At 41.8% G+C, this 14,672-nt stretch carries 16 protein-coding genes; 9 read left to right on the top strand and 7 right to left on the bottom strand.

Annotated features, from left to right (window positions below):
• The first annotated feature begins 64 nt into the window (after positions 1 to 64).
• Entirely contained in the window at positions 65 to 2,590 is a 2,526-nt protein-coding gene (locus G457_RS0112340) for a zinc-dependent metalloprotease (protein ID WP_026946762.1), read from the top strand.
• 85 nt (positions 2,591 to 2,675) lie between these two features.
• On the top strand, positions 2,676 to 3,086 hold the full coding sequence (locus G457_RS0112335) for a Fur family transcriptional regulator (RefSeq protein WP_026946761.1): 411 nt from the start codon (positions 2,676 to 2,678) through the stop codon (positions 3,084 to 3,086).
• Here G457_RS0112335 and G457_RS0112330 read toward each other — a convergent pair.
• Entirely contained in the window at positions 3,083 to 3,310 is a 228-nt protein-coding gene (locus G457_RS0112330) for a hypothetical protein (protein ID WP_026946760.1), read from the bottom strand. The two genes, G457_RS0112335 and G457_RS0112330, sit on opposite strands and share 4 nt — an antisense overlap.
• Positions 3,311 to 3,459: 149 nt before the next feature.
• On the opposite strand from G457_RS0112330, the gene G457_RS0112325 reads away from it, so the two are divergent.
• Positions 3,460 to 3,933, top strand: coding sequence for a YcxB family protein (locus tag G457_RS0112325; protein WP_026946759.1), 474 nt, complete (start codon positions 3,460 to 3,462; stop codon positions 3,931 to 3,933).
• A gap of 57 nt (positions 3,934 to 3,990) precedes the next feature.
• On the opposite strand, the gene G457_RS0112320 is transcribed toward G457_RS0112325, so the two are convergent.
• The gene (locus G457_RS0112320; protein ID WP_026946758.1) at positions 3,991 to 4,491 is read right to left on the bottom strand and encodes a fasciclin domain-containing protein; all 501 of its coding nucleotides are present in this window, start codon (positions 4,489 to 4,491) and stop codon (positions 3,991 to 3,993) included.
• 134 nt (positions 4,492 to 4,625) lie between these two features.
• On the opposite strand from G457_RS0112320, the gene rlmH reads away from it, so the two are divergent.
• On the top strand, positions 4,626 to 5,099 hold the full coding sequence (gene rlmH / locus G457_RS0112315) for a 23S rRNA (pseudouridine(1915)-N(3))-methyltransferase RlmH (protein ID WP_026946757.1): 474 nt from the start codon (positions 4,626 to 4,628) through the stop codon (positions 5,097 to 5,099).
• A 444-nt stretch (positions 5,100 to 5,543) separates the two neighbouring features.
• Positions 5,544 to 6,383, top strand: a complete 840-nt coding sequence (locus G457_RS0112305) for a hypothetical protein (RefSeq protein WP_026946755.1) — start codon at positions 5,544 to 5,546, stop codon at positions 6,381 to 6,383.
• 171 nt (positions 6,384 to 6,554) lie between these two features.
• Here the strand turns inward: G457_RS0112305 and G457_RS0112300 are convergent, their stop codons facing one another.
• A complete protein-coding gene (locus tag G457_RS0112300) occupies positions 6,555 to 7,073 on the bottom strand; it encodes an FKBP-type peptidyl-prolyl cis-trans isomerase (RefSeq protein ID WP_026946754.1) in 519 nt (172 codons plus the stop codon).
• Positions 7,074 to 7,113: 40 nt separating this feature from the next.
• Here G457_RS0112300 and G457_RS0112295 point away from each other — a divergent pair, with 40 nt between their 5' ends.
• Both G457_RS0112295 and G457_RS0112290 read left to right on the top strand, forming a co-directional pair.
• Positions 7,114 to 8,337 (top strand): FAD-dependent oxidoreductase, encoded by a 1,224-nt coding sequence (locus tag G457_RS0112295; protein ID WP_026946753.1) that lies wholly within the window; start codon positions 7,114 to 7,116, stop codon positions 8,335 to 8,337.
• Positions 8,334 to 9,176 carry a glycosyltransferase family 2 protein gene (locus tag G457_RS0112290; RefSeq protein WP_026946752.1) on the top strand — a complete coding sequence of 281 codons (843 nt, stop codon included), beginning with the start codon at positions 8,334 to 8,336 and terminating at the stop codon, positions 9,174 to 9,176. The genes G457_RS0112295 and G457_RS0112290 overlap by 4 nt, the downstream gene beginning before the upstream one ends.
• Here G457_RS0112290 and G457_RS0112285 read toward each other — a convergent pair.
• Positions 9,165 to 10,862, bottom strand: a complete 1,698-nt coding sequence (locus tag G457_RS0112285; RefSeq protein WP_026946751.1) for a capsule assembly Wzi family protein — start codon at positions 10,860 to 10,862, stop codon at positions 9,165 to 9,167. The genes G457_RS0112290 and G457_RS0112285 overlap by 12 nt on opposite strands.
• A gap of 1 nt (position 10,863) precedes the next feature.
• Positions 10,864 to 11,526, bottom strand: a complete 663-nt coding sequence (locus G457_RS0112280) for a hypothetical protein (RefSeq protein WP_026946750.1) — start codon at positions 11,524 to 11,526, stop codon at positions 10,864 to 10,866.
• A gap of 130 nt (positions 11,527 to 11,656) precedes the next feature.
• Here G457_RS0112280 and wecB point away from each other — a divergent pair, with 130 nt between their 5' ends.
• Complete coding sequence (gene wecB / locus G457_RS0112275; protein WP_026946749.1) at positions 11,657 to 12,751, top strand: non-hydrolyzing UDP-N-acetylglucosamine 2-epimerase; 1,095 nt, start codon at positions 11,657 to 11,659, stop codon at positions 12,749 to 12,751.
• A complete protein-coding gene (locus tag G457_RS0112270; RefSeq protein ID WP_026946748.1) occupies positions 12,751 to 13,236 on the top strand; it encodes a cupin domain-containing protein in 486 nt (161 codons plus the stop codon). The genes wecB and G457_RS0112270 overlap by 1 nt, the downstream gene beginning before the upstream one ends.
• Before the next feature lie 2 nt (positions 13,237 to 13,238).
• On the opposite strand, the gene G457_RS0112265 is transcribed toward G457_RS0112270, so the two are convergent.
• Together G457_RS0112265 and G457_RS0112260 are read right to left on the bottom strand one after the other, a co-directional pair.
• Entirely contained in the window at positions 13,239 to 13,682 is a 444-nt protein-coding gene (locus tag G457_RS0112265; protein ID WP_026946747.1) for a DinB family protein, read from the bottom strand.
• Between the two features lie 6 nt (positions 13,683 to 13,688).
• A complete protein-coding gene (locus G457_RS0112260; RefSeq protein WP_026946746.1) occupies positions 13,689 to 14,564 on the bottom strand; it encodes a cation diffusion facilitator family transporter in 876 nt (291 codons plus the stop codon).
• Positions 14,565 to 14,672: the final 108 nt, after the last annotated feature.

Raw genomic sequence — 14,672 nt, 5'->3', positions numbered from 1 at the left:
AGTTCGGATGGGTGCACAAGCTTAATTTTGAAAGTTACTTTAAATGAAAATAAAAATAAGGTTTATGAAAAACACACTACCCAAATTTCTCAGGAGATTAATGTTTCTAGTGGGAATTCTTGGTGTTATGTTCTATTCCGAGGACAGCTTTGCGCAGCGGAAAAAGAAAAAAGATGCCAAAAATACTCCCGCAGCCCCCGCAGCTAAGCCTTCCAATGGCAATGGCAACAAAAAGGGACCTAAACCCTACAAGGATGTCATCACCAAGGAGGCAAAAACTATGGAAGGGCTTTTCAAAGTCCATCAAATAGATGATAAATACTTCTATGAGCTTCAAGACTCTTTGCTGGGCAGAGACATGCTCATGGTCACTACCATCGCTAAAACCGCAGACGGACTAGGTTATGGTGGCGAGCGTACCAATACCATGATGCTACGATGGGAAAAAGAAGGAGATATGATTCTCCTGAAAGTAGTTTCGGTTGACAATTTTGCAGCTGATTCTCTTCCGATCGCTCAGGCGGTAAAAAACTCCAATTTGGAGCCCATCCTTCAAAAATTTGACGTCAAGTCCGATGCAACTGATTCCACTGGAATCGTCATCGAGGCAACAGATCTTTTTGCAAAAGATGTACAGGCCTTAGGCTTACCTCGCAACAGACGTACACAATACAGAGTACAGCGGTTGGATAGTGATCGATCTTACATCAAGCACATTCACACCTACCCAATCAATATTGAGGCTCGCTATGTCATGACCTACTCAGCGCAGAACCCTCCATCAAATAGCTCTACCGGATTGATTACTTTGGAGATGAACTCTTCTATGGTCCTTCTGCCAAAGGAGCCAATGATGCAGCGATTATCAGACAGACGAGTAGGCTGGTTTAGCCGATCCTATGTAGACTATGGTGCTGATGCCCAAAAAGCTGAATCCAGAAGATACCTGGATCGTTGGAGATTGGAAGTCAAGCCGGAAGATATGGAGAAGTTCAAGAGAGGTGAATTGGTTGAACCAGTTAAACCAATCGTCTATTACATCGATCCAGCTACTCCTAAGAAGTGGGTGCCTTATTTAAAGCAAGGAGTTGAGGACTGGCAAAAGGCTTTTGAAGCTGCAGGTTTCAAAAATGCTATCATCGCCAAAGAAGCTCCTAGCCCAGAAGAAGATCCAAGCTGGAGTCCAGAAGATGCACGTTATTCTGTAATCCGTTATTTCGCTTCTGACATTCAAAATGCATATGGGCCACACGTATCCGACCCAAGATCAGGTGAAATCATCGAATCTGATATCGGCTGGTACCATAATGTGATGAACCTATTGAGAAACTGGTTCTTCATTCAAACAGCAGCTGTAAATCCTGAAGCTCGAAGCGTGAAGTTTAAGGATGAGGTGATGGGACGATTGATCCGATTTGTATCTGCCCACGAGGTAGGACATACACTAGGTCTTCCGCACAACTTCGCCTCCTCCAATGCTTATCCGGTCGAGAAGCTTCGTGACCCGGAATTCACCAAAACAATGGGAACAGCTCCATCTATCATGGATTATGCTCGATTCAATTATGTAGCACAGCCGGAAGACGAGGGTGTTTCTTTGATGCCAGATGTGGGACCATACGATAAGTATGCGATCATGTGGGGTTACAAGCCAATTCCTGAGGCCAGCACTCCAGAAGAAGAACTGGCTATACTAGATCAATGGATCATGGAAAAGCAGGGAGATCCTGTCTACCGATATGGCCGTCAAGGCAATAGCTACGATCCTACTACTCAGAGCGAAGATTTGGGAGACAACTCCATGCTTGCATCTGAGTACGGTATCAAAAACCTAAAGCGTATCATGCCAAACCTGATGGAGTGGACGCGAGAAGAAGAAAAGCCTTACAAGGACTTTAGCGATCTAGAGGAAATGTATGGCCAGGTTTTGGGTCAATTCAACCGATACATGGGACATGTCCGAACTCACGTAGGTGGTGTGATGGAAGTCTATCGCGCTTCAGGTCAGGAAGAGCCAGTCTACACACACAATTCTAAAGAAATGCAGCAATCAGCTGTGGCTTTCTTGAATGAAAACCTCTTCCAAACGCCAAGTTGGTTGATGGAAGAAGAAATCATTGCCCGTACAGGAGATTTCGGTGCGCTAGAGCGAATCCGTAGCCTACAAGTCAATACACTCAATGGAATCCTTGAGTGGGGTCGCTTGGGTAGAGTAATAGAAAATGAAGCACTTAACGGAAGCGAGGCTTACAGAATGACCGAGCTATTCGATGATCTTCGCAAAGGAATTTGGACAGAATTGAGCAGAGGCTCTAGCATCGATGTGCACAGAAGAGCACTTCAACGTGCTCATATTGAGCGATTGGAGCTTCTTATGACTGGTGAGGTAGAAGTACCTGCCCAGTTCCGTAGATTCCTTGGACCTCAGATCAATGCTTCTCAGTCTGATATCAGACCAATGGTAAGAGGAGAATTGAAAACCCTCCAAAGACAAATAAAAGGAGCCATTCCGAGAACTTCCGACCGCATGTCTAAGTTACACTTAGAAGATTTGGATGCCCGCATCGATATGATTTTCGAGCCCAAGTAAAATCCTTCTAAAATACTTGAAAAGGGCCTCCGAAAGGAAGCCCTTTTTTCGTTTTATTTATATTAGTAATTTGGAATGCTACGATATGGTCAACCCACATACAATATTAAAAAGTCATAAGCTTCGGATCACAGATTGTCGATTAGACATCATTCAGGAGTTTTTGGATCGGCAGGTAGCCTTGGCACATAGTGATTTGGAAGAAAAACTCAAGAGTAACTTTGACCGGGTGACGATCTATCGAACGCTCAATACTTTTTTAGAGCAGGATATTATTCATAAAGTTTTGGATGATAGCGGGGCCACAAAATATGCTCTCTGCTCGCATGAGGATGAACATGATCACGATCATGAGCATGTACATTTCAAATGTGAGGTTTGCGGAGATACTAGCTGCTTAGAGGATATTTCCTTACCCGGTGTGAAATTACCCAAGGGATATAAAAAGCGAGAAATGAGCTTATTGGTGACTGGTATTTGTCCCAAATGTAGCTAGAGTTCTACCGGATCAGGTTTGGTTTTCTTTGGGGAGTCTTTAGGCCAGATGACTCCGGGAGGTAAATCGATTTTAGGAGGCTTGAAGTTCTCGATTCCCCCATCTCCATCATCACTTCCATTCTTTCCATTTCGCAGGCTGTTTTTGGTCATCATCGCGACAAAATATATGATGATAACATATGCAAAGCCCGCCAAGAAAAGATTGATCATCAAGCTACTCATACCCAAATAATTTTTCTTAAGTTAATCGAATACACTATTCGAAGCAATCCGAAAGCCATTTTGTTTGGATTAGACTTTCAGAACCTTAGCAAGTGATTTGGTTAATCCCACGGATACATGGATATTTGCGCCCTGAAAAAGACCATAAAATGATTATAAAAACAAAAAAATACCAACTTCCAACTGGTACCTACATCAAGATGGGCCTTGTGAATGTACTCAAAGAGCAATGGTGGGTTATCCTTATCGCTTTGGCTATTTGCTGCGGCTACTTTTGGATTCCATCGATTTGGTGGATTATCGGCGGATTGCTTGGATATGGTCTCTACGTGCTGTTTTGGGTAATTCAATTCGCGGGTGTAACCCAAATGGAACAGAATAAGGTGATTTTTGAGAAATTGGCCTACGAAATAGATTCTCGTCAAATCATGATGAAAGTCAATACCAAACAAGGCATGCCCATTCAGTGGAATATGATCAAAAAAGCTGAAATGCCTAAAGACGCCTTTGTACTTTACCTATCTAAGGCTCAGTTTATTCACTTACCCTATAAAATCTTCAACTCTGAAAATGAGCGGAAATTTTTGGAGACAATTCTAAAGCGAAAAGAGCTTATAAAATAAAAAAAGCCTGTTTGGAAAATAATCCAAACAGGCTTTGAAATTTTTGTTGGTAGTGGATTACATTTTTGGAAGAATCACTTTGTCAATTACGTGAACTACTCCATTGTCTGCTTCAATATCAGCAGCAGTTACGGTAGCATCATTGATCATCGCTTTTCCATCTTTCAAAGTGACAGTTACTTCCCCGCCTTGTACGGTTTTAGCTTTTTGACCATTCTTAAGGTCAGTTGACATCACCTTACCAGGTACGACATGGTAAGTCAAAATCGCCACAAGCTTTTCTTTGTTTTCTGGCTTCAAAAGGCTTTCGAGTGTACCTGCTGGAAGTGCTGCGAAAGCATCATTGGTTGGTGCAAAAACAGTAAATGGACCATCTCCTTTCAAAACGTCTACCAAGTCACCAGCTTTCACTGCGGCAACTAATGTGGACAAGAAATCGGTACTTACTGCCAAGTCTACGATGTCAGCCTCTACTTCGTGAACTGAATCTGTTTTTGGTGCAAATGAGGAGGCAACGAAAAACATTGCCATCGCAATCATACTTACTACTTTTTTCATGATAGTTGATTTTGGTTTGTTGGAGTAGAACAGTTTGATTATTAATATGTTTGTTAAATTCGTTTGAAGATTTTTAAACGGTAAATAATTGATTTAAACCTAAAAGCCCTCATTATCACCTAGTAGGATCTCCTATGCAGCTTAAAATTATCGCTATCGGCAAAACAGACCATTCTGCCATTCTTGAATTACAAGAGCTCTATTCGAAAAGATTACAACACTACATTCGAATGGATTGGGAAATTATCCCTGACCTTAAAAACACCAAATCTCTACAAGAAAGCCAACAAAAAGCGAAAGAAGGAGAGGCGATCCTTAAAAAAATCAGTACTACAGACTGGGTATTACTTCTGGATGAAAAAGGGAAAAGCATGACATCCGTGGAATTTTCGACTTTTTTACAAGGGAAAATGAATGCTGGTATCAAGCAGCTAGTGCTAGTCATCGGCGGACCTTATGGATTCTCTGATGCTGTTTACCAACGTGCAAATGGAAAAATTTCCCTTTCAAAAATGACCTTTTCCCATCAGATGATCCGAATATTTTTAGCGGAGCAGATTTACCGTGCCTTCACGATTCTTCGTGGCGAACCCTATCATCATGAATAGATTGTAGGGGCTTTTTCTGTAAAATATTGATAAACAAGTTAAAGTTTAAGGTCTCTTCTAAACTTATCTTAAAACCTAATTACGATTTACGAAATACGATTTACGGGCGGCAGAGCTGATTTGAACCGAGATTCGGGATTTTTAGCAAACATTACCACTTTTCAACTTTCTAACTTTCCAACACTTTTTACGAAGTACGAATTACGAGCATCAGAGCAGAATTGTATCGAGAATCAGAATTTTCAGCAAACCTTCCCACTCTCAAACCTTCCAACCCTATTTACCATTTACTTCACTCCCTACTCCCCAAATATCAATCTAGGTCAATACTATTCCCAGAGCTCCAAAACAGCCTTTTTTAAAACTTTTACCTCATTCTCTTGTTTCTAATGTTACCAAATTGTTAACTTTAAGAAAATAAATTAACATTGGGATTACAGAGAAATGAAGAATCTTGGGCTTATCATCGGACTTACCTGTCTGTTGATTATAAAATCAGCAGCCCAGGTGACCTTTGCCCAGTCCAATGAAACACTTTTTGACTCGACTGTAGAAAAGGAACTTTGGCAGGAAGGCCTATCTTCAGATCAAGAGCTAGCATTATTTCGTGCAGTTCATCCCATTTCAGATTTTCCCGAGCAGAAATGGGAAAGCTTTTTAGCTAAACTAGACCACAAATTCCAAAAGAAAGGTGAGTCGTTGGCTTTCATTCGATATGCCTTTCAATTATCCCATAAAGAGCTTTTTAAAAAATACCAGCAACACGCCACTTTCAATGAAATGATGGAGTCTGGAAAGTTTGACTGTGTCAGTGGAACGGCTGTACTAGGAATGATTCTCGACAGATACGGATTTGATTTCGAAATCATCGAAACCGATTACCATGTCTTCACGATGTTATCGATCGACGAGCAACCGATCGTTTTGGAAAGCACACTGAAAATCGGCGGAATGATCACGAGATCATCGGAAGTCAAAAAGTATATTGATGCCTACAAACCTGAAGAGGACTCTTATTACCTTTCGCTAAATCAGCGAATTGGTTCTACCGAAATAGACTACAGCGATAAGACCATTTTTCGATCGATCAATCTTCGCGAATTAGCTGGATTGCAGTATTACAACGATGCAATTTTTCACTTCAACCAACAAGCATACCGAATCTCGGAGGTTCAGCTTAAGAAAGCCTTGGAACTCTATCCCTCCGAGCGAATTGAAGGACTCTATGAGTTGACTATTGATCAGGCTTACAAGAGCTCAGGAACCGACTTAGGGAAAAAATAAATCCACTCGATATTTCGCAAGTCCATTTCTTCTCTACAATAGAAAGATTAGAATAAATAATAACAGAGCTAATAACCTGATGATGGGTAATACTTTTTGCATGAATCAATGACTTATGCACAAAAGAATCAATCCTAGGCTCTCCAATCAATAAGTCAAATGCCCTATAAACTAGTGTTGATGACCGCCCGGACCGTGCGCATGACCGTGCTCAATCTCCTCAGGAGTAGCTTCCCGGATTGACTCAATCTTTCCATCAAACTGCAAATCATAGCCCGCTAAGGGAGGATTAAAATCCATATGAACTCCCATGTAATCCACTTTGATGATTTCTCCACGCATTTGGTTTCCCTGATCATCTTTCATAGGGATGACATTTCCGACACGAAGGACATCCTTATTCTTTTTCCCTTCTTCTTTGAAGTTGGCTTTAGGGATTATAACTCTCCGCTCTTCGAGATAATCTCCGTATCCATTTTCAAAATCAATAAAAACCGAGAAAGTCTCACCTGCCTCTTTGCCTGCGATGGCCTCTTCCAGCTTGGGAAGGATGTACTGTTGGCCAAAAAGAAAGGCAAAAGGCTGTTCGGAAGTAACTTCCTCGTAAAATTCCATTCCGGAATCTCCGTCATCCGCCAGCAAGCGATAGGAGATGGTAATGACTTTATTTTTTTCTGCTTTTAGCTGCATTTTCTTGATAAATTGACCCAAACAAATTCGAACAAAGTTAATGAACGATTACAAAATAATCGGTGCCGGAATCCAGGGCTGTACAATTGCTTTAGAGCTCGCAAGAAAAGGAAAAAAAGTAACACTCATTGAAAGAGATAAATTAATATTCAATAGAGCTAGTTTACGCAATGAAGGCAAAGTTCACCTCGGCTTGGTTTATATGAATGATCCTTCCTTTAAGACCCCTAGTCTTATGCTTAAAGGCGCCTTACTTTTCAGAAAATCTCTGGAGAGATGGATTGGAAAAAAATCCTTTGATCTTGGTCTTAGTGAACCATTCTATTACTTGGTTGCAAAGGACTCTTTTTTGAAAGCAGAAGAACTCGAAAAAGGATATCAAAAACTCCAAGAGCAATTTGAAGCATGGAAAGAAGATAATCCAGATTGGGACTATTTGGGTACTAAACCCGAAAAGCTTTACGAGAGAAAACCGCAGAGTGAAATTCAAAGAATCTTCGGAAATCAACTGGTCGAAGAAGGTTTTCTAACTGCTGAATTAGCGGTTGATACCAGCAAACTCCGCAATCACCTTCGAGACGCCGTTTTATCAAACAAAAACATCACCGTACTAACCAATTCAAATGTTGAAAAAATCGAGTCCTTTGGGGGTTTTTTTAATGTGGAAATAACTGATTCTAAGGGTAATTATTCCTTGAGTGCAGAGGTACTTATCAACTGTGCATGGGATGGAAAATACATTCTGGACCAAATGATGAAAGTCCCTCTCCCTCCTGAGCTACTCCATAGATTGAAATATCGAGTAATTGTAGATTTGCCAGAGAACCTGCGGAATAAACCATCCGCTACCATGGTGATAGGGAGATATGGCGATGTTGTAAATCAAAAAAATGGAACAGCTTACCTGAGTTGGTATCCAGAAGCATGTATTGGATGGAGCCATGCAGTAAAGCCACCGGAAGAATGGCAATTGGCAGCACAGGGAATCGTAGAACCTGAACTTTCAAAAAATCTATCAGATCGCTTCCTTATCGAAATTGAAAAATGGTATCCAGGCATCTCTAGTTCCAAACCAAAAATTATTGATGCAGGACCAATCGTAGCCTATGGAAAAACAGATGTTGATGATTCAAAAAGCACTTTACACAATAGGTCAGACCTTGGGTTTCGAAGTATCGGAAACTATCACTCAATCGAAACCGGGAAGTTGACAACAGCACCCATGATCGCAGTCAACTTTGTAAATTCAATACTAGGCGAATGAAATCACCCAGAGTTATCGGCTTTGTTCCTACCTATAATGCAGAGAAGTTTTTAGAAAAAACCCTGACAGCTTTGGCTGCCATACAATATCCCAATTTCAAAATAATCATTGGAGATGATTGCTCTACTGATAGGACATTTGAAATTGCCAACACTTTTGCAGGCCAAGACTCAAGATTCAAAGTCTTCCAAAATAAAGAAAACTTAGGATGGCTAAAAAATTCAGAAAAACTATGGATACTTAGCGCCAAGGACTCAGAATACTGCTTCATCAATCCTCATGATGATCCACCCTACCCAAACTTCATTTCCAAGCAATTGGAAGCATTAATGGCAAACCAAGAGGCGGTACTATGCTGTCCCCAAATGATAAATCGCTACGATACGGGCGAGGTGTCCAAGTCTCAAATAAATAGCTTAGGAGAGTCAGAAAACTTGGTAGAGCGAGTCACAGAAATCATCAGAAGAAATACAAACTTTTGGTGGGCTGCCTATCATGGGCTACACCGAAGTGATATAGTTTTGAAGATTATTCCAATGAAAAAGCGATTCTTCGGTAAAGGAGAATTTTCAAAGGACTTGATTTGGCTGATGAAAATGGCCTTTTACGGTAAATTCATCACTATCCCAGACTTACTATTTGAAAAGAGCTATTCAAAAAAGACCCTATCACAATCTTGGAAGCATACCAGTCATCAAAAATTTTCCCTTTGGGCTGTCACTATTCAGGAAATTCTAGATTCGGAAATTCCTCTAAAGGATAAAATCAAACTTTTAAAAATCATAGTCTTTGGCTTCATACCGAAGATTAAAAGGAGACTTCTAATCTTATCTAAATAAATAAGCCACTCCCAAATTGGCTACGAAATTCGTTCGATCATAACCTGGCACAAAATACTGATCAGGTTGATTCTCTAGAAACCACTTGTAGTTCAAAGTATTTACAAATTGGAATCTTCCGCTGAGTAATACATTTCCAAACCGCCAATCCGCAACTATAGAAGGCACTAAGTCCACATATTTGTTTCGGAAATCCTTCGAAGCCTCATAGCGGAAATAGTAGAAATCATTGTTGTAAACAATTCGCTCCATCTGAAAGCCCAAACGATTCATATCCTTTACCCATGCAAACTCTACAAAAATCTGATTGCTTGCTGGACCATTTCCTACTCCAAGCACCTGACCCTGATGGGTGTAGCCATGACGCACATGATCGTGAATGTACCAAGTCCGAAGCTGTCGGATTTCTTCACGAATCGTCTGCCCAGTTTGAGTCATTTCGGAGCTGATTTGGAAGTAGCTGCCCGGTTTCCCCAATTCCATCAAGTGCGAAAACCCAAAAGTAAATGCTCTCCCCTTTTCAGGCGTAATCATAAAATCGCTCACTCTACGGCTATTCCCTCGGGTCCCGTACTCTCCATAAAATTCGAAATGTCCTTCAGGACTCAACCAACGGAAAAAGCCTGAAGAAAACTGTTGTCTTCTATCACGAACCGGGTCATAGACATTTTCCGGCCCTTTGCGACCGTTGAAAATAGGTAGAATGTCTCCCATCACCTGCACCTCATCCCGATAGAGATGATTCGTGGCACCATAGCCAAGGAATAAACCTGGAACCCACTTGGGCTGATAGGTCAGGACGATTCCAGAAAGGTAGCGGTTGCCATTTTCCCGTTTGGGAATGTAAACTGGGTTTTGCTGAATGGAATAATCCGGATGTGGCGGAAGAAAATCTGTGGAATTCAAAAAGCCACTAATCAACTGACCCTCGAAAGAGCCAATTGGACTGGAAACAGGTTTTCGAGTATTTAGGGTGAAATGAAAGAAACCCGGCGCATTATTACCTAAAAGAAGTGAGTTTCTTCTTCCCGGTCCCCACCAAAGATTCTCAGTGGACATACCGATCGAAAACTCCTTGACATTATATCGTAAGCTAGACTGCCCCAGATAGAAGCGATTAAAGCTTTTATTGCCAAATCGCTCAGGCATGTCTATCCGATTCATGTACTCATAGTAAAAGAGTACCGTTGCCTGATGCTCAATTGGGAATCCGATGTAGTCTCTGTTTTGAGCCATCAAGATCTCCGGCTGAAACTGCAATGACCACTTACCAAACTCCGCATAGGCTCCAAATGATAAAACCTGCTGAAATCCCCTGTTGGGAATCATGGCCCCATCATTGACCCCAAAAGCATAAGTCGAATTGTACTGCAGGCGGTAACTGGCCGGCAGCATCAATAACTTCAACTGTCGGGCGGAATCCACATCCACGAACCGATGAAATCTACTTTGATCAAAGTCCACTATAGAGCTGTCGAGATCAAAGCCATCTTTCACTCCAAATGCTTCGGTAGGATAAAGCGGACGAATCATCCAGCTGGAAGCAGAATCTACCCGACCCAATAATTGGGCCCTCCGGAGGTAATCATCCAAGACCGGCATGCCTAAAGGAATGGTCTGAGCAGAAACATTTCCGATCAGGAAAATCCAAAAAATTAACGCGATATGTCCTTTTTTGCCCATCATCTCAATTTACTACAAATGCCTCCACAGTAACTCTAGCCAAAGACCAAGACTCATCGCAAGCAGGGTTAGGATTTTCTTCTTGTCGCAATTCGCTATTCCAGAAAATCTTCACGGAGTTATTGGAATGAGGAATAATCTCTTCGATTCGATAGCGGGTGGTATAATTACTGAAAGCTCCAAACAGACAAAGTCCAGGCATATTGGTTTGAATTGCTCCTTCCTTTGGACGATTTTGTCGGAAATAACTATTGGGATAAGATTGATAAAGACAAAAAGTCGATTCACAAGGTGAATTAGAAAAGGTGGTTCGGAAGATCTCAGTATTGTCTAAACCAAAAAACCAATAATCCGGACCGGAAACACCGTCTTCAGGATTCCCGTCCCAGCTGTCATGAATGAGGATTTCGGTAGTGACCTTCAGCATATTATGAGAGGGCAAATTTTCCAGTTGCACAGAAACCTCCTCATTATGATAAAAGCCGGCAATCGTATCATTCTGAAAGATAAAAAGCTTTCCATTTTCAAAGCCTGCTAAATCAAGATTTGAAAAATCATTGTCATACACCACTTCAGAACGCTCCAAAGTATCTGTGCATGAACTCAAGAAAGCAAGAATCAAGATTGTAAACGCCCCTACTACTCTTCTCCAAAAAGCTGAATTCATGAATATTACCTAAAATCTTTGATTGACAAAGAAACAAAAAAGGAGCCAGAATTGAAGCAGATAATCCTCGCAAATTATCAGGTCGCTTGCTCCTAATTTTTTACTTTTGGATAAAATTTTAAAAAATCACATGCCTACTTTTACGATCGTGGCGGGAGCGAGACCCAACTTCATGAAAATCGCCCCCATCATCCACCAATTACAAAAGCAACAAGCTAAAAACCCAGCAATCAAATTCCGTCTGATTCACACGGGTCAGCACTATGATAAAAAGATGTCGGGAGACTTTTTTGAGCAACTCAATATTCCCGAGCCTGATGCCAATCTGGGTGGAGGAGGCGGTACCCAAGCCGAGCAAACAGCCGCTATCATGGTAGCATTTGAAAAGGAGTTGTTGGAAAACCCTACCGATCTGGTACTCGTAGTGGGCGATGTCACCAGTACCCTTGCCTGCTCCATTGCTGCCAAAAAACTCTGCATCGATGTAGCCCATGTGGAAGGAGGAATTCGCTCCGGTGACTTAACTATGCCAGAGGAGATCAATCGAATGGTCACGGATTCCATCACCGATCACTTTTTCACCACCTCCGAAATCGCCAATGAAAACTTGCGAAAAAGTGGCTTCTCTGAAGAAAAAATCCACTATGTAGGCAATACCATGATCGATACACTCCTAGCTCAAATGCCTCGATTTGAGAAACCTGAAGGAGAGCTTTTCGAGCAACTGAAACCGAAGAAGTACTTCGTCATGACCATGCACAGACCTGCCAATGTAGATCAGGAACAAAAGCTTAAGGCCATGATTGAAGCCATTTTGGAAGGAACGCAGGGTCTGCCGATTATCTTCCCGGTGCATCCCCGTACAGCCAAAAACCTCCAAGCTTTGGGAATATCCTCACCTAATCTCCATCTCTGCGAACCGCTTGGCTATTTGCAGTTCAATTACCTCGTCAAAAATGCCAAAGGGGTAATCACTGACTCAGGTGGCATCACCGAAGAAGCATCCGTCATGAATGTCCCTTGCATTACACTCCGTGACAATACCGAAAGAGCCGAAACCATCCATTTAGGAACAAATGAGCTGGTGGGAACAGACCCAGCGAAGCTAAAGCCCTATCTGGAAAAGGTCATGGCAGGGGAATGGAAGCAATACCAAGGAATCCCAAAATGGGATGGAAAAACTGCTGAGCGAATCGTAGATATCTTAATCCAGCACTACTCCTAATGGATAGCCAGAAACGCATCGCTCAATTAGTAAAGGAGCTCAAACTTCAGCCTCATCCCGAAGGCGGGTTTTTCGCAGAAACCTATCGAAGTCTGGAGAAATTGGAAACAGCCTCTGGAAAGCGAAACTTGGCTACTGTTATCTACTTTCTTCTGACCTCGGAAAATCACTCCAACTTCCACAGAATCAAAAGTGATGAGCATTGGTTTTGGCATGAAGGGAGCCCATTATCGGTTCATATTTTAGGAGAAAAGGGACATCAAATTTTAGCCCTTGGGCCAGTGGGAGAATCTGGCTGCTCACCACAGCAACTCGTGCCTGCAAATACGATTTTTGGAAGTACAGTGGACCACCCTAACAGCTACGCTTTAGTTTCCTGTGCAGTGGCACCCGGATTCGATTTTAAGGATTTTGAGTTGATGGATATAGAATTCTTGCTAAATCAATATCCAGATTCGGAAGAAATCATCAGAAAATTGACTTGATATCAATTCCCGTACTTCAGGACCAAAGCCAACTGACCTGAATGGTATGCTGTGTGCGTAAGGATCCTTCCAAAAGCTTCTGACTTGGTCTTCATACCAAATTCTTTTGTCTCAACCACCGATGACCAGTCCTTCTGCGCACGAATGGCAGCTTCAAGCTCCTCGCTCGCATAATTTGCATATTCTCTCAAATCAGTCAGATTGGTCCACTCGCCTGTATCTTTCCCTGCAATGAGCGTTTTGGCAGTGATTTTTACATCACTTTTCCCAAATACATTTTTTGCAAAAAGCAATTCAACCTCTGCTACATGCCGGATCAAAAAACCAGCTGAATTAGGGCTATCTCCAAGTTTTTTGGTTAAATCTGCTTCCGTAGCCTTATCCAAAAGCTTGGTGAATCGCGTTCGCCCTTCTTTCCAAAGTTCAATTAGTTGGTCATTTTCCATTTTGCTTCATTCAAATTCACAGGGATCCCCCTCTAATTCTGTCTCTAAGGTAATGTGCTCAAAGTGAAACTTTTCAAGCCGCTTTTTTACGTTTTGTTTAATAGTGGCGATCTCTTCGAGTACTGTTTCCTTTTTTAATTTCAAATGGGTACTGAACACGTGTCGCTCTCCATCCAAAGACCAAATATGTGTATGATGCACGGAGCAGATTCCCGCTATTTCCAATAGCTCCTTCTCAACTTTCTTACGATCAATTTCAGCAGGTTGGCTTTGCAGAAAAATAAGGATAGTCTCCTTCAATCGCTTGATGACATTCCATAGGATAAAGGCTGTAATGGCTAAAGATAAAATGGGATCCAAAAGAGGAATTTCCCAAAAATAGATAGCAATAGAGGCAATCAAAACTGCCACCCAGCCAAGGACATCTTCCAGCAAATGCCAGGTAATCACTTTTTCATTTAGCGTCTTGCCTCCACTGAGCTTCCAAGCTGCATAGCCATTGACGGCTACTCCAAATACAGCAAATATCAGCATCCCTTTAGCATCCGGTATTTCAGGTGAGATCAATCGATCTATGGCCTCTTTGATCACAAAAACAGATCCTAGAATCAGGATGATACTGTTGATCAAAGCTCCCAAAAGAGAAAAACGACGGTAACCAAAAGAGAAGCGCTTGGTCGGGGCCGAATTAGCTTTTCGCTCCATCAACCAAGAAAACCCTAAGGAGATACTATCTCCCAAATCATGAATGGCATCTGAAATAATAGCCACACTATTGACCCAATAACCTCCGACCATCTCAAGAATGGTAAATGCCAAATTGAGAAAAAATGCCAATCCCAGATTCTTGGATGCCGAATGATGGTGGTGATGGTGAGGCATAAATAACTAGCGCTTTGATCCGAAGTTAAGCATTTGAAAGAAACTCCCCAGTGCTTATTTCATTTTTGGAAATGCAATAAAAAAGCCGGTCTGCTAAATGCAAACCGG

This window comes from Algoriphagus marincola DSM 16067 (genome assembly GCF_000429405.1).
Classification (GTDB): domain Bacteria; phylum Bacteroidota; class Bacteroidia; order Cytophagales; family Cyclobacteriaceae; genus Algoriphagus; species Algoriphagus marincola.
Note: the sequence above shows the minus strand (reverse complement) of the source record. Positions and strands in the feature narration are given on the sequence as shown.